The following is a 16,175-nucleotide window of genomic DNA, read 5'->3' as shown; positions in this document are numbered from 1 at the left end:
TAAGTATGAAATCTAAAATCACAAGGATTATATTAATAACGGTTAGTTTCATTTTTATTGGGGGCATGTTAGTACTTCCGCTAAGTTCTGTAATTGTATATGCTCTGAGGGATGGCATCAAAGCTTATAAAGAGGCAGTCTTTGATGAATATACAGTAAAAGCCTTGTATCTGACTATAATAGCCACCATGTCTGCCGTTGCACTAAATACGTTGTTTGGGATATTTGCAGCATGGACTATTACAAAATTCAATTTTCGCGGAAAACAGTTACTGACAACATTGATCGATATTCCTTTCGCAATCTCACCAGTCATTGCCGGCCTGTTATTTATTTTAATATTTGGCCGGGTCGGCTGGGCCTATGATTTTATAGAAAAATATAATATTAAAATTGTTTTTGCGATTCCAGGAATTATTTTAGCAACCATATTTGTGACATTTCCTTTTGTATCCAGAGAGATTATTCCTGTTCTTAACTCTCAGGGGAAAGATGAAGAAGAAGCTGCCGCCCTTATGGGGGCTGATGGATTCAAAATATTTCGAAAAATCACATTGCCCCACATGAAATGGGCATTGCTTTACGGAGTTATATTATGTACCGCAAGAGCCATGGGGGAATTTGGAGCGGTATCCGTTCTTTCAGGTCATTTAAGGGGAAAGACCAATACCCTTCCTTTACATGTGGAAATATTGTATAACGAATTTAATTTAACTTCTGCTTTTGCAGTATCCTCCATTCTGGTGATCATGGCGATCATTATATTAATTTTAAGAAATATTGTTGAATACAAAGGGAAAAAGGCTGGTGAGTTGTAATGTATGTGGAACTTAAAAATATTAATAAATCTTTTGGGGATTTTAAGGCCTCCGATCATGTGGATTTTCAAATTGAAAAGGGAAAATTAATTGGATTGTTAGGTCCCAGCGGAAGTGGCAAGACAACAATATTAAGGATGATAGCCGGGCTGGAGATGCCTGATTCCGGTGACATTATAATTGATGGAACCCGTATCAATGATGTGCCGGCCAATGAAAGAGGAATCGGATTTGTTTTTCAGAATTATGCACTCTTTCGATATATGACGGTATTTGATAATATTGCTTTTGGTTTGGAAATTCAGAAAAAAAGTAAAAAAGAGATCAAGAACAGAGTAAATGAATTAATAAAATTGATTGGTTTAGAAGGTTTAGAAAAGCGATATCCTCATCAACTTTCAGGAGGGCAGAAGCAGAGGGTTGCTTTCGCAAGGGCATTAGCTCCCAATCCCCATCTGCTTTTACTAGATGAACCTTTTGCAGCAATCGATGCAAAGGTGCGTCAGGAACTTAGAAGCTGGTTAAAAGAAATGATTGAAAGAGTGGGAATCACAAGTATTTTTGTTACTCATGATCAGGAAGAAGCTATTGAAGTGGCAGATGAAATTATTATTACAAATCATGGAAGAGTGGAGCAGAAAGGCTCTCCCATAGAAATATATAAAAACCCCGGAACACCGTTTGTAGCCCAGTTTATCGGGCAATCCACCATTATTGAGAATTACGGTGCATTAAAAGGATTTGAAGTATTAAAAAATATAGAAAAAGCAGTTATCAGACCTGAATTTATAAGTATATCCAAGAAGTCCAGATTGAAACAGTACATAAGTGCAGCAGAAGAAGGAACCGTAGAGAAGATATCTTTTCGTGGAAGTTATTTAGAAGTAAAAGTCAGGGTAAAAGATATCATCCTCACAGCGACCCGTACCATGGAAGATGAACTGATAGAAGTAGGAGAGACAGTAAGTGTGTTGATCTATCGCCTGTATGTGTTTGATGAAAATAAAACCTACCTGTTAGAGAATAACACAATGGAGGATAAGAATCCGGTCTTTATTTAGTAGATAGTATAGGTAATTGGGAAACTTTGTATGTAGTGTTCAGGGAGGGTTTTATGAATAGTGAGATAAGAGTCGAAAGACTTACCACAGATATATTGATCATTGGTGGCGGCACAGCAGGATGTTATGCTGCCATGACAATCAGGGAATATTCCGGGGCAAAAGTAATAATTGCTGAAAAGGCCAATATTAAAAGAAGCGGATGTTTAGCAGCGGGAGTCAATGCAATCAATGCATACATCATTAAGGGAAGAACCCCGGAGGATTATGTTGATTATGCGAAAAAAGATGCAGATCATATTGTAAGGGAAGATTTACTGCTTACCATGTCACAGGGACTAAACCGGGTTACGGAAAAATTAGAAAAATTAGGTCTGGTTATTTTAAAGGATGAAAATGGAGAATACGTAGCCCGTGGAAACCGAAACATTAAAATCAATGGTGAAAATATAAAACCTTTATTAGCAGAGGCAGTAAATCAGTTAGAAAACGTAAAGGTTTTAAATCAGGTCAACATCATTGACTATATTGTGAAAGAGAATAAGATTTTTGGAGCTTTTGGTATTGGAGTAAACGATAATATCCTTTATGAGATAAAGGCCAAAGCAGTTATTTGTGCTACCGGCGGTGCTGCCGGTCTATATAAACCAAATAATCCGGGATTTTCAAGACATAAGATGTGGTATCCGCCATTTAATACAGGTGCCGGTTATGCTATGGGAATTCGAAACGGAGCGGAAATGACTACATTTGAAATGCGCTTTATAGCCCTTCGATGTAAAGATACTATTGCACCAACAGGAACAATTGCACAGGGAGTTGGCGCAAAACAGATAAATGCTTTGGGCGAAGTGTATGAGACAAAGTATGGGATTACGACTTCAGAGAGGGTCTATGGGACAGTGAATGAAAATAAAGAAGGAAGAGGTCCCTGTTATTTAAAAACAGAAGGAATTCCCCCTGAGCAGGATGAAGAATTAATAAAAGCATATCTGAATATGGCACCCAGCCAGACTCTTTCCTGGGTCGAAGCAGGAAAGAATCCAAGTGAGCAGAATGTAGAGATAGAGGGAACAGAACCATATATTGTGGGAGGTCATACAGCCAGCGGTTATTGGATCGATACAAAGCGCTCCACCACAATAAAAGGTCTTTATGCAGCTGGAGATGTGGCCGGAGGGTGCCCTCAGAAGTATGTTACCGGTGCCCTGGTAGAGGGGGGAATTTCAGCAAAAGCAGCAGTGGAATATATAAAAAATGAAGAGGATTCGAATATCCTTAATGAATTAGAGGAAATAAGGCTCATTAACAATAAAAAGAATGAGGTTGAAAAAATATTAAATAATAGAAATCCGGCCTTTCCCCCAGAGCAGTTGGAAGAGGCAATGCAGAAGGTTATGGATTCTTATGCAGGTGGGATTGGAACCAATTATCAATTTAATGAAAAGCAGCTGGATCTGGCAGATGAGAAAATCGACCAGCTTATAAAGCTTGCTGATGGTCTGTCCGCTTCCACCATGCATGAATTGATGTTTGTATATGAATTAAAGGAACGCCTCATAGTCTGTAAAACGGTGATTGCCCATCTAAGGGCAAGAAAAGAAACAAGATGGCATAGTTTTGCCGAGAATTTGGATTATCCAAATAAGAGTGATGAGTGGCTAAAATATGTAAACTCAAAATTAGTTGATGGGAAATTACAAATTATATTCAGAGACTTAGTGGGACGAGGTGAGACTTATGAGCATAGTTTTTGATAAGGGGAAATGTGTAAGCTGTAAAAAATGTTTATCTGTCTGTCCCGGAAGCCTGTTAAAGTCAGGAACAGATGGAAAACCGTTCATAAAGTATGAAAAAGATTGTTGGGGATGTACTTCCTGTATCAAAGAATGCCAGTTTGGGGCCATTGCTTTATATCTGGGAGCGGATATTGGTGGAAGAGGAAGTAAGTTAACTGCTAATATTGATGGTGATATTGTTCATTGGAAGATTGAAGAGAATAATGGTAAGGTACACGCCATTGATATAAACAGATCGGATTCAAATAAGTATTAGTTCATTTAAATCCTTGTGATTCGTAAGAAATCACCATGGGAGAACAGATAGGAGAATAAGTATGAGTGAATTATCGCATCTTGACGAATTAGAAGCAGAAGCAATATATATCATCAGAGAAGTGGCGGCAGAATGTGAAAAGCCGGTCATGTTATATTCCATAGGGAAAGACAGTTCCGTCATGCTGCACCTTGCCATGAAAGCTTTCTATCCGGAGAAACCGCCTTTTCCATTTATGCATATAGATACTTCATGGAAGTTTAAGGATATGATCGAATTTCGCGATCGAAAAGCCAAAGAACTAGGAATTGAGATGATCGTATATCGAAATGAAGAAGCGATTGCCGGGGGCATTAATCCCTTTGAACATGGTTCTGCGTATACGGACATCTTAAAAACCCAGGCTCTAAAGCAAGGATTAACCCAATATGGATTTACGGCAGCATTTGGGGGCGGCCGCCGGGATGAAGAAAAATCCCGTGCGAAAGAGAGAATTTTTTCTTTCCGTAATGAAGCTCATGCATGGGACCCTAAAAACCAAAGACCAGAGATGTGGAAACTCTATAATACAAAGATCAATAAAGGGGAAAGTATGAGAGTATTCCCGATTTCCAACTGGACTGAAAAAGATATCTGGCAATACATAAAGAGAGAAAATATTGATATTGTACCGTTGTATTATGCCAAAGAAAGACCGGTGGTATATCGGGACGGCAATATTATTATGGTAGATGATGAACGATTTCAGTTTTTACCAGATGAAAAAATCCAATATAAAAAAGTACGTTTTAGAACCCTTGGCTGTTACCCTTTAACAGGGGGATGTGAATCAGAGGCAACTACATTGGATGAGATAATAGAAGAGACCCTAAGTGCGGTATCCTCCGAAAGAACGACCCGTGTCATTGACAATGAAGCTGCAGGAAGTATGGAAAGAAGAAAGAGAGAGGGGTATTTCTAAGATGAAGAGTTTATTAAAATTTATCACATGTGGAAGTGTGGATGACGGAAAATCCACTCTTATAGGACATATTTTGTATGACGCAAAATTACTATATGCAGATCAGGAAAAAGCCTTAGAATTAGACAGTAAAGTTGGCAGCAGGGAAGGTGCCATTGATTATTCATTACTACTGGATGGTTTAATGGCAGAGCGGGAACAGGGAATCACCATCGATGTGGCATACCGCTATTTTACAACAGATAACCGAAGCTTTATTGTGGCAGATACACCGGGCCATGAAGAATATACAAGAAATATGGCAGTAGGTGCTTCCTTTGCGGATCTTGCCATTATCCTGGTAGATGCAAAGCAGGGAGTGCTCATTCAGACAAGAAGACATGTAAGGATCTGTTCACTAATGGGGATCAGGCATTTTGTATTTGCCATAAATAAAATGGATCTGATTCATTACGATGAGTCCCGTTTTAAAACAATTGAAAGTGAAATCCAGGAATTGACCCAGGAACTTTCTTTAGAGAGCATTAAGATCATTCCTTTATCAGCAACGGAAGGGGATAATTTAACAAAGAAATCCACAAACATTCCTTGGTATGAGGGGGAATCCCTGCTAACATATCTTGAGGATATTAATATATCAGATACCCATGAAGAGGGATTTTATATGCCTGTTCAAAGAGTCTGCCGTCCTAATCATACTTTCAGGGGTTTTCAGGGGCAGATTGAATCGGGCAGCATTGAGACAGGGGATGAAATTATCACTCTTCCAAGCAATGAGAAGGCATTGATTAAAAGTATCCATATTACGGATAAAAAAGTTGAGACCGCTTCAAAAGGAAATCCGGTAACCATACAGCTGGACAGGGAAGTGGATGTATCCAAGGGATGTGTACTTATGAAAGGTGCTAATCTTGAAACCAGTAAATTATTATCCGCAGCTATTCTTTGGATGGATGACTCAGAACTTAACATCGGAAAGGATTATATTGTAAAACTGGGAACTAAGATGTTACCCGGTGTTGTTACGGATATAAAATATAAAATCGATGTCAATAATGGAGAGCATTTACCCGCCTCTCTTTTAAAAAAGAATGAGATTGCATTGTGTGATATTACACTTTCAGAAAAGATTGTAACAGATAAGTTTGATTCCCATAAGACGTTAGGTGAACTCATCTTAATTGACCGGATCACAAATATGACGGCAGCTTGTGGTGTAATAGAAGATATCATAGACAGTCAGGAAGAAAAAGCAGCTTTTAGATATAAGGAACTACGTGCAAGAGGAGATATCTTTGAAGAATTCTATTACAATCTGAATGTATCCTCTTTGTCAAAATATAAATCTGTACTTAAGACATACACGGTAGGAGATGAAATACCAGTGAAAGGGGATAGCTACAGTTATCCAGAGGATTTTGATATATTACAGCTTAGTGATAAAGTAGCGATCAGGGTACGTAATAAAAAGATATTCCAGATGATTCCTATTACTGACTATATTTATTCAGGATTTCCGGTTACAGATGCCTGTGGTTTTGCCATAAGGGCTTATTCCGAAGACGAAGTAAATGACTTTATTAGGGAGTATAGTGAAACAGATGAAAATAAAAAGTTAGGTTTCTCCCAAAAATGGCTGAGTTTTGAAACTTATAGAAGAGTAGCATTTAATAATAATTTTTGGGTGATTTAAAAGGGAGGAATGTTATGGCTGTAGATTATGCATCATTAAAAAAGGGCGGATTTATGAGACAGAAGCAAAAGGGGATGTTCTCCCTCAGGCTGCAGGTGGTAGGAGGAAATCTGACTGCCGAAAATATAAAGAAAATATATGAAGTAGCAGAAAAATACGGGAAAGGATATGTCCATTTAACCTCCAGGCAAAGTGTCGAGATTCCATTCATTCGATTTGAAGACATTGAAGAAGTGAAAGAAGAATTAGCAAAAGGAGGATGCAAGCCTGGTGTATGCGGTCCCAGAGTACGTACGGTTACTGCCTGCCAGGGAAATACATTATGTCCCAGTGGAAATATTGATTCTTATAAAATCGCACAGGAACTTGACCAGAGATATTATGCCAGAGAATTGCCCCATAAATTTAAGTTTGGTGTAACCGGCTGCCAGAACAATTGCTTAAAAGCAGAAGAAAATGACCTGGGTATCAAAGGAGCTTTGGATGTCCATTGGGAAGAAGAAAAATGTATCTTCTGCGGGGTCTGTGAGAAAGCCTGCCGTGAAAATGCAATTACAATTGATGGCAATACTCTTACCTTTGATGCAAATCGATGTACCTATTGCGGAAGATGTGAAAAATCATGTCCGACCGGAGCCTGGGAAGGGGAAAATGCTTATATTGTGTCCTTTGGAGGACTATTTGGTAATACAATCAACAAAGGTGCTTCTTTCCTGCCATTAATTAAGGACGAAGAGCAGCTCTATCGTGTAACGGATGCTGCAATCCAGTTCTTTGATGAGAAGGGGAAATCAGGGGAACGTTTTAAATTTACTATTGACAGAGTAGGAGAAGATAAATTTAAAAAAGAAATGGAGGAAGCTTATCATGGCTGATTATGATATTACCGATACGGTAGATATTACAGATGTGGTTTGTCCACTAACCTTTGTAAAAGCCAAGGTTGCCATTGAAGAACTGGAAGACGGACAGATTCTGTCAATCAGGATGAATGATGGAGAACCGGTTCAGAATGTTCCAAGAAGTTTTAAAGAAGAAGGACACCAGATTTTGAAACTAATCAATAATAATGATGGAACTTATGACCTAATCGTAAAAAAAGTAGAAGAATAAGTAATTGAAATAAGAGGTGAATCCATTGGCAGTTAGAGTAAATGAATCAAATTTTGAAGAAGAAGTATTAAAGACACAGGAATTAGTCCTTGTTGATTTCTATTCGGATTCCTGTATTCCATGTAAGCAGATTTCTCCCATTTTAGGAGAGCTTGAGGAACAATACAAAAGCCAGATAAAGATTGTAAAGGTAAATGTTAATTTTGATGAATCCATTGCAAGCAATTATAAGGTAATGGTATCGCCTACGATTGTATTTATAAAAGAGGGCAGGGAAATTAACCGGACCAGAGGTTTTACAAAAAGAGAAGAACTGAAAGAAATAATAAATAAGATTATATAGGAGGAAGACACATGTTTATAACAGTTGCAGGCATTAAGAAAGAAGTAGAGGATGGCACTACAATCGAAAAACTGATTCTGGATGAAAAAATTGAGAATGCAGAATATGTCACAGTAACCGTTAATGATGAATTTGCCCGCCGGGAAGATTTTGATAAGAAAGCATTAGGTGATAATGATGTGGTTGAATTTCTGTATTTCATGGGAGGAGGCAGTTTTTAATGGCATTTACCAATGAACAGATAGAGCGTTATTCCCGCCATATTATATTAAAAGAAGTAGGGGCAAAAGGCCAGAAAAAATTACTGAATGGAAAGGTTCTGATTATTGGAGCCGGGGGTCTCGGCGCTCCTGCAGCCATGTATCTTGCTGCCGCAGGTGTTGGGACAATCGGAATCGCAGATGCAGATGAAGTAGATTTATCCAATCTTCAAAGACAGATCATTCACGGAACGAAAGATGTAGGAAAAGCAAAGGTAATTTCAGCAAAAGAAACCATGAATTCCATGAATCCTGATGTTACGGTAAATACATACCGCACTTTTGTAACTTCTGAAAATATTATGGATTTAATTAAGGATTATGATTTTATTATTGACGGCACTGATAATTTTCCGGCAAAATTTTTAATCAATGATGCCTGTGTCATGGCTGAAAAACCATTTTCCCATGCGGGAATCATAAGATTCCAGGGGCAGCTTATGACTTATGTTCCGGGAGCTGGTCCATGTTACCGCTGCGTTTTCAAAAATCCACCTCCAAAAGATGCGGTGCCTACCTGTAAACAGGCAGGAGTCATTGGTGCCATGGGAGGTGTGATCGGCAGTCTTCAGGCAATGGAAGCCATTAAGTATATTCTTGGAGTGGGTGATTTATTAGTGGGAAAATTATTGACCTATGATGCCCTGAAAATGGAATTTCGTACCGTGAACCTGCCTAAAGAAGTTTCTGATTGCGGCATATGTGGGGATCATCCTGCAATTACAGAATTAATTGATTATGAGCAGACAGAATGTGATGGAAAGTAGGGAGATATATGTTATTTTTAAGAAAGAAAGACTATGAATTAATCCTTGAACATGCCTTAAACGGTCTTCCAAACGAAGCCTGCGGATTAATTGCAGGAGTCATAAAAGAGGATAAAAAGTATATAGAGAAGGTTTATCTCCTTACCAATATTGATGTCAGCAGGGAACATTTTTCCATGGACCCTAAGGAACAACTGGCTGTGCTAAAAGACATCCGGGCCAACAATTATGTATTATTAGGGAATTTTCATTCCCATCCCGAAACACCTGCAAGACCTTCAAAAGAAGATAAGCGTCTTGCATATGATTCCAAAATCAACTATCTGATACTTTCATTAATGAATCCGAAGCAGCCTGTATTAAAGGCGTTTTTGATTCAGGAAGGTAAGGATGTCAGTGAAGAGGTAATTGAAATAGTGTAGAATTACGTATATGAAATTATACCATAATAATATATAATAGAGGGCGGACGAAGGGTTCGCCCTATTTGCATTACTTGGAGGATAACATATGTACTGTATTAGTATTAGTCATAAAACAACACCAGTAAATATAAGAGAATTATTTTCCTTTTCGGAACAAGAACAAATGGAATTTGAAAGACTGGTGATAAGTGATAAAGATATTTTCGGATGTGTGGTTATTTCGACCTGTAATCGAAGTGAAATATATTTTAGCGGAGAAAAAACGGCAATAGATATTGTAGAGAAACAGTTATCGGAATTTAAAAAGGTCAGGAAAAATGAAATCAGAAAATATTTAAATATATATAGTAATGAAGGAGCCATGAAGCATTTATTTCAAGTCACAAGTGGATTAGATTCCATGGTTTTAGGAGAAGATGAAATTTTACGGCAGGTCAAAGATGGATATTATTTAGCCTTGAATAATAAATGTACGAATCATGAATTAAATATCGCATTTCAAGGGGCCATGAATAGTGCAAAACTGGTGAAGACAGATACAAGATTATCCAACACACCAGTTTCTATTGGTACCTTAACTGCCAATAAAGTAGTTGATTATTTGGAATCAGTGCAGGGTAAAACGGTGTTAATTGTGGGTATTACAGGGCAAATCGGAACTATCGTAGCCAAAAACCTACTCTCTAAAAACTGTAATATTCTTGGGACCAGCAGAAGCCACAGGCATGAATTAATATTAAATGACAGTAATATAAAAATGATAGATTACAAAGACCGGTATCAATATTTAGAAATGGCGGAAGTTATAATAAGTGCAACCACAAGTCCTCATTACACCTTTACATATAATGAAGTATCAAATATTTTAAAAAGCAGATCCTGTCCTAAATTATTTATAGATTTAGCAGTACCTTGCGATATCGACAAAGATATATCAGAAATTAATAGTATCCAGATCATTGATATTGATTATTTTGAGAAAGCTTCCAAAGAAAACAACAGAATAAAATTAAAAGAGTTAGATAAAGCACAATTAATATTGAACAAGTGTGTTGATGATACTTTAAAAAATATATATTTTCAGGAATTCTATCCAGCCCTGGATCAAATAGAACAAAAAATAGAGGAAAAAGGATTTGGGCATATATTATTTCAGCTGAAAGAATCACTGAACAGTGAACAGTTAATGACACTTATCAATTCATTTGAAGAAATAATAAGGGAGGAAGACAAATGACCTATTTTCCGTTTTATGTTGATATCAGTAACCAGAATTGTCTGGTTGTTGGAGGTGGCAAAATTGCATATCGTAAAATAAAAATATTATTAGAATTTAATGTAAGGATAAAAATAATAGCCCCCGGCATCTCCAGACAGATCTATGACTTGGAATCTGAGATAAATAAGAAGCATTTAAAGAAAATCATAATAATAGACAGGGAATTTGAAGATGGAGATATAGATGATACGGATTTTGTCATAGCTGCAACGGATAATGAACATTTAAATTCCCATATATCAAGACTTTGTAAAAGAAATAATAAAATGGTTAACGTAGTTGATGTAAAAGAAGAATGCAGCTTTATTTTCCCTGCAATTATAAAAATGAAGGAAATGGTAGTAGGAATATCCACTGGCGGCAATAGTCCTGCAATGGCAGCTCAAATAAAAAAAGAGATCCAAAAGAATATTCCTGACTATTATGGAGAATTAATTGAATTTTTAGGTGAAAACAGAGATTATATAAAGAGTGAGGTATCTGATTCCGGGGATCGGAAAAAAGTTTATGATGAATTAATAGAGCTGGCAAATTTACATAAAGGGAACATAACCGGACAGGACTTAGTGGATATCGTTAATAAATATAAAATGAAACTTAATTCAGATGTGCTTTGAACCACAATGTTAGTATGAAGGAGATTCTACCAGAATGAAGGAAAAAAAGATTAGAATTGGTACAAGAGGAAGTAAACTTGCACTCGTTCAGACCGAATTAGTAATTGATGCAATGAAACAGGTATTACCTGATTTGGAATATGAGATAGTTATTATACAGACAACAGGTGATAAAATCCTGGATAAACCATTGGCTGAATTTGGAGGGAAAGCTGTATTTGTTTCCGAGTTCGAAGAAGCTTTGCTTTGGGATAAAATTGATTTTGCAGTCCATAGTGCAAAAGATATGCCGATGGAACTTAGTGAAGGGTTAGATATTGTAGGAGTGCTAAAAAGAGACGATCCGAAAGATGTGCTTATTACGCAAAAAGGAACAAATATTCATGAGAAAAGCACGGCTTTGATTGGTACCAGCAGTCTAAGAAGACAATTTCAGATTGAGCAATTATATCATAATATAGAATGTCATCCCATACGGGGAAATGTAAATACCAGATTAAATAAATTAAGGGAAGGTCAATATGATGGAATCATTCTTGCAGCAGCGGGGATCAATCGTTTGAAATTAAATCAGGAATCTGACTTCCAATATAAATATTTAGATATTGATGAGTGTATACCTGCCGGAGGTCAGGGAATTATTGCGATTGAAGGAAAGAAAAACTCAGAATGGGTAAGCCTTTGTGAGAAGATCACAGACAGGAATGCAAAAATAGAATTGGAAATAGAACGAAGGGCATTAAAATATTTTAATGCAGGATGCCATGAGCCAATTGGAGTTTATGCAAAAGCTTCGGAGAATCAGATTACAGTATGGATGATGAAAGAGATAAATGGTGAAATAGTAAGGAAGAAAGAAACCGGAAATATTTCAAAGGGTCTGGAGTTAGCCAGGGCTATGGTAAATAATATAATGGAGAGTATTTAATATGGGAATTGTATATTTAGTTGGAGCAGGTCCGGGAGATTCTAAGCTTATTACAGTAAAAGGAATGGAATTACTTAAAACTTGTGATGCGGTTATTTATGACAGGCTGGCATCATTGGAATTATTGGAATATGTAAAAGAGGATTGCGTAAAAATCTATGTGGGAAAAGAATCCGGGCATCATTCCAAAACCCAGGAGGAAATTAATAAAATTATTATAGACTGTACAGGAAATTATGAAAAAATAGTCCGTTTAAAAGGAGGAGATCCTTTTGTATTTGGAAGAGGGGGCGAAGAGGTTGAGGTATTAAAAGCCAGCCATATTCCATTTGAAGTAGTGCCGGGAGTTACTTCTGCTATTTCAGTGCCGGAAAGTGTGGGCATACCCGTTACTCACAGGGGAATCAGTCAAAGCTTTCATGTTATTACAGGGCATACGAAGTGGGGTGAATCCACTTTAACAGATAATTATGATGTATTGGCGAAACTGGATGGAACCCTTGTGTTTTTAATGGGCTTATCCAACATTGGGGAAATAACGGGAAAGCTGATTGAGAACGGTAAAGATAAAAATACTCCGGTAGCGGTTATTGCAAGTGGAACCATGAATAATGAAAAAACAGTACGGGGTAATCTTTCCACCATAGTTTCTAAGGTGAAAGAAGAAAAAATCTCATCTCCTGCCATTATTGTTGTAGGTAATGTGGCTGCTCTTCATTTTACATCAGAATGTGAAGATAAAGTTTTATCCAATGTAAAGATAGGAATTACAGGAACCAGAAAGCTGCGGGAGAAACTTGAAAAAGAATTGATTCACTTAGGGGCCCGGTTTTATACAGTATGTGATATGCACATTGAAAAAACATCTGCTATCCATGAATTGGATGGAGAACTTAAAAGTTTGGCCAAGTACCAGTGGATTGTATTTACCAGCCAGAATGCTATTGATATTTTCTTTGAGAGAATGGAGAAATGCTTGATAGACAGAAGAAATTTGAGCCAGATGAAATTTGCAGTAATCGGAAGCGGAACGAAGCAGTGTTTAGAGAAATATGGCTATTTTGCAGATTTTATCCCTTCCGGATATACAACAAAGGATCTGGCCAATGAGTTTTCTGCCATTGTGGATAAGAATGATGAAATATTAATACCAAGAGCTTTCAAAGGAAGCAGGGAATTAAATGAAATTTTAGAAAAGAATCATTTGAAATATAAAGATATACCAATTTATGACGTAAGAGGAAAACTAACGGAAAATGCCGTATACGTAAAGGACATGGACTGTCTTATATTTCTAAGTGCTTCCGGCGTGATCTCCTTTTTTGAAGAGATCCATGAAAAATCTGTCACTCTGCCTTCTACTGTAAAAATAGCATGTATCGGTGAAGTGACAGCAGGGGCTGTGAAGGAACAAAAGAGAGATGCCCATATTATAGCAAATGTAAATAATATTGATGGATTGATGGACAGTATTCAAAAATTTAAGTGGTGAGTATATGGAATATCCAGTTCGGGTCACCTGAATTATAGAACATTAAGAAGCTCTAAAGTTGAATTAAGGAAAAGAGGAGAAACAAATGGAACGTATGAGAAGGCTTCGGGTAAACGAAGCAATGAGAAGTTTAGTACGGGAGACAGATCTTAGAAAAACAGATCTGGTTTATCCGGTTTTTATTATGGAAGGAGAAAATATTAAGAATCCCATTGATTCCATGCCGGGAATCTATCAATATTCCATTGACTGTTTTGAAGAAGAATTGGATAAAATCCTGGAATCAGGAATTCAGGCAATTTTAATATTCGGCATTCCTTCCCATAAAGATGAAGTGGGGAGCCAGGCCTATGACGAGAATGGAATTGTCCAAAAGGCAATCCGTTATATTAAAAAAAGAGCACCAGGACTTTTGGTCATCGCTGATATCTGCCTTTGCGAGTATACTTCTCATGGACATTGCGGTCTAATTAAGAATGGAGAAGTATTAAATGATGAAACCCTGCCTTTATTAGCCAAAATGGCCGTAAGCGCTGCCAAAGCCGGGGCAGATATTATTGCTCCATCTGATATGATGGATGGGAGAGTTAAGGCAATCAGGGAGGCACTGGATCAAAGTGGCTTTTATAATTTGATGATTATGGCATATAGTGCAAAATATGCTTCCGGGTATTATTCTCCATTTAGGGATGCTGCTCATTCTGCACCGAGTTTCGGAGATCGTAAGACCTATCAGATGGACTCTTCTAATTTAAAGGAAGCTATGAGAGAGTGTCAGTCAGATATTGAAGAAGGTGCAGATGTGATTATGATAAAACCTGCACTTGCATATCTGGATGTAATTAAGGAAGCAGCCAATCGTTTTGATCATCCAATCGCCGCCTATAATGTAAGCGGTGAATATTCCATGGTAAAGGCAGCAGCAGCAAACGGATGGATCGATGAAAGAAAAATTGTTATGGAAAATCTGATTGGAATCAAAAGAGCAGGAGCCAAAATAATCATTACATACCATGCACTGGATGCTGCAAGGTGGTTAGAGGAAGAATCATGTTAACAGAAAGTTTTGATAAAAGGAGGAAATCATGAATTCTGAGAGATCAAGAGAGTTATTTGAAAAATCCAAAGCCTGCATTCCCGGAGGCGTGAACAGCCCTGTCCGTGCCTTTGGAAGTGTGAACAGAGCTCCTCTGTTTATTGAGAGAGCGGCAGGCTCTAAAATATATGATGTAGATGGGAATGAATATATTGATTATGTGAATTCCTGGGGACCATGTATTTTGGGACATGGTGATAAAAGGGTGATTGATGCAGTCAAGAGAGCATGTGACAATGGGCTGACGTATGGCGCACCAACAGAAAAAGAATATATCCTGGCAAAATTAATCAGTGAATTGATTCCGTCTATGGAACAGACAAGACTGGTCAGCTCCGGAACAGAAGCGGTTATGAGCGCAATTCGGGTTGCCAGAGGATATACAAAGAGGGATATGATTATTAAATTCAGAGGATGTTATCATGGCCATTCTGATGGGCTGTTAGTAAAAGCAGGATCCGGTGCATTGACTCATTCTGTTCCTGACAGCAGCGGTGTCCCTTATGATTATACAAAAAATACTCTGATTGCTGAATATAATAATGAAGAATCTGTAAAAGAATTATTTCATCAATATGGGGAAAAGATAGCGGCAATTATTGTTGAGCCGGTTGCGGCAAACATGGGAGTGGTTCTTCCTAAGGATGGATTTTTGCAATTTTTAAGAGATATCACCAGGAAATATGATTCTTTACTGATATTTGATGAGGTAATCACAGGCTTTCGTTTAGGTTTAGGGGGGGCTCAAGGATATTATGGAATCACTCCGGATCTAACTACACTGGGAAAGATTATTGGTGGAGGAATGCCGGTTGGGGCATATGGAGGAAAAAAAGAAATTATGGAGATGGTTGCACCGGTGGGATCTGTCTATCAGGCAGGAACCTTATCGGGAAATCCAATTGCAACCGCAGCAGGTATTGAAACTTTAACTATTCTGAAAAATACGCCGGATCTTTACCGCCAGATGGAAAAGCAAGCTGAGAAAATAGTTTATGCAGTGAAGGAACGATTTGAGAATCAGGTCTGTATCAACCATATTGGATCCCTGATATGTATCTTTTTTACAAAAGAGAAAGTAGTTGATTTTGATTCCGCTATGGCTTCTGACACGAAAAGATATGCAGATTATTTCGGATATTTATTGGAGAATGGAATTTATCAGGCACCATCCCAATATGAGGCAATGTTTCTATCCCATGCCCATACAGATGAGGATATTCATAAGACCTGTGCTGTGATAAAAAATTACCGGTAAGTCAAACGG

Annotated in this window: 18 protein-coding genes; all 18 read left to right on the top strand. The window is 37.6% G+C overall.

Going from position 1 to position 16,175, the window contains the following annotated elements:
- Positions 1-5 precede the first annotated feature (5 nt).
- The 18 genes from cysW (at position 6) to hemL (ending at position 16,166) form a co-directional block, all read left to right on the top strand.
- The gene (gene cysW / locus EDD66_RS10225) at positions 6-818 is read left to right on the top strand and encodes a sulfate ABC transporter permease subunit CysW (protein ID WP_123609473.1); all 813 of its coding nucleotides are present in this window, start codon (positions 6-8) and stop codon (positions 816-818) included.
- Complete coding sequence (locus tag EDD66_RS10220; RefSeq protein ID WP_123609472.1) at positions 818-1,879, top strand: sulfate/molybdate ABC transporter ATP-binding protein; 1,062 nt, start codon at positions 818-820, stop codon at positions 1,877-1,879. Before cysW ends, EDD66_RS10220 begins: the two co-directional genes overlap by 1 nt.
- A gap of 53 nt (positions 1,880-1,932) precedes the next feature.
- Positions 1,933-3,636 carry an adenylyl-sulfate reductase subunit alpha gene (locus EDD66_RS10215; protein ID WP_123609471.1) on the top strand — a complete coding sequence of 568 codons (1,704 nt, stop codon included), beginning with the start codon at positions 1,933-1,935 and terminating at the stop codon, positions 3,634-3,636.
- Positions 3,620-3,934, top strand: a complete 315-nt coding sequence (locus EDD66_RS10210; RefSeq protein ID WP_123609470.1) for a 4Fe-4S dicluster domain-containing protein — start codon at positions 3,620-3,622, stop codon at positions 3,932-3,934. The genes EDD66_RS10215 and EDD66_RS10210 overlap by 17 nt, the downstream gene beginning before the upstream one ends.
- A gap of 61 nt (positions 3,935-3,995) precedes the next feature.
- Complete coding sequence (gene cysD / locus EDD66_RS10205; RefSeq protein ID WP_123609469.1) at positions 3,996-4,895, top strand: sulfate adenylyltransferase subunit CysD; 900 nt, start codon at positions 3,996-3,998, stop codon at positions 4,893-4,895.
- Position 4,896: 1 nt separating this feature from the next.
- A complete protein-coding gene (locus EDD66_RS10200; protein WP_123609468.1) occupies positions 4,897-6,588 on the top strand; it encodes a sulfate adenylyltransferase subunit 1 in 1,692 nt (563 codons plus the stop codon).
- A 14-nt stretch (positions 6,589-6,602) separates the two neighbouring features.
- Complete coding sequence (locus EDD66_RS10195; RefSeq protein WP_123609467.1) at positions 6,603-7,463, top strand: 4Fe-4S binding protein; 861 nt, start codon at positions 6,603-6,605, stop codon at positions 7,461-7,463.
- Positions 7,456-7,701, top strand: coding sequence for a sulfurtransferase TusA family protein (locus tag EDD66_RS10190; RefSeq protein ID WP_123609466.1), 246 nt, complete (start codon positions 7,456-7,458; stop codon positions 7,699-7,701). The genes EDD66_RS10195 and EDD66_RS10190 overlap by 8 nt, the downstream gene beginning before the upstream one ends.
- Before the next feature lie 25 nt (positions 7,702-7,726).
- Positions 7,727-8,044: a thioredoxin gene (gene trxA / locus EDD66_RS10185; protein ID WP_123609465.1), complete on the top strand. Its 318-nt coding sequence runs from the start codon at positions 7,727-7,729 to the stop codon at positions 8,042-8,044.
- Positions 8,045-8,055: 11 nt separating this feature from the next.
- The gene (gene thiS / locus EDD66_RS10180) at positions 8,056-8,265 is read left to right on the top strand and encodes a sulfur carrier protein ThiS (RefSeq protein ID WP_123609464.1); all 210 of its coding nucleotides are present in this window, start codon (positions 8,056-8,058) and stop codon (positions 8,263-8,265) included.
- A complete protein-coding gene (locus EDD66_RS10175; RefSeq protein WP_123609463.1) occupies positions 8,265-9,071 on the top strand; it encodes a HesA/MoeB/ThiF family protein in 807 nt (268 codons plus the stop codon). Before thiS ends, EDD66_RS10175 begins: the two co-directional genes overlap by 1 nt.
- 8 nt (positions 9,072-9,079) lie before the next feature.
- Positions 9,080-9,493, top strand: a complete 414-nt coding sequence (locus tag EDD66_RS10170; protein WP_123609462.1) for a M67 family metallopeptidase — start codon at positions 9,080-9,082, stop codon at positions 9,491-9,493.
- An 88-nt stretch (positions 9,494-9,581) separates the two neighbouring features.
- Positions 9,582-10,733: a glutamyl-tRNA reductase gene (gene hemA / locus EDD66_RS10165; RefSeq protein WP_123609461.1), complete on the top strand. Its 1,152-nt coding sequence runs from the start codon at positions 9,582-9,584 to the stop codon at positions 10,731-10,733.
- Positions 10,730-11,392, top strand: a complete 663-nt coding sequence (locus EDD66_RS10160) for a precorrin-2 dehydrogenase/sirohydrochlorin ferrochelatase family protein (protein WP_123609460.1) — start codon at positions 10,730-10,732, stop codon at positions 11,390-11,392. Before hemA ends, EDD66_RS10160 begins: the two co-directional genes overlap by 4 nt.
- Positions 11,393-11,426: 34 nt before the next feature.
- A complete protein-coding gene (hemC, locus tag EDD66_RS10155; protein ID WP_123609459.1) occupies positions 11,427-12,320 on the top strand; it encodes a hydroxymethylbilane synthase in 894 nt (297 codons plus the stop codon).
- A 1-nt stretch (position 12,321) separates the two neighbouring features.
- The gene (cobA, locus tag EDD66_RS10150; protein WP_123609458.1) at positions 12,322-13,812 is read left to right on the top strand and encodes a uroporphyrinogen-III C-methyltransferase; all 1,491 of its coding nucleotides are present in this window, start codon (positions 12,322-12,324) and stop codon (positions 13,810-13,812) included.
- Between the two features lie 85 nt (positions 13,813-13,897).
- On the top strand, positions 13,898-14,869 hold the full coding sequence (gene hemB / locus EDD66_RS10145) for a porphobilinogen synthase (protein WP_123609457.1): 972 nt from the start codon (positions 13,898-13,900) through the stop codon (positions 14,867-14,869).
- A gap of 28 nt (positions 14,870-14,897) precedes the next feature.
- On the top strand, positions 14,898-16,166 hold the full coding sequence (hemL, locus tag EDD66_RS10140; protein ID WP_123609456.1) for a glutamate-1-semialdehyde 2,1-aminomutase: 1,269 nt from the start codon (positions 14,898-14,900) through the stop codon (positions 16,164-16,166).
- Positions 16,167-16,175: the final 9 nt, after the last annotated feature.

Source organism: Mobilisporobacter senegalensis, from assembly GCF_003752155.1.
Classification (GTDB): Bacteria; Bacillota; Clostridia; order Lachnospirales; family Lachnospiraceae; genus Mobilisporobacter; species Mobilisporobacter senegalensis.
Note: the sequence above shows the minus strand (reverse complement) of the source record. Positions and strands in the feature narration are given on the sequence as shown.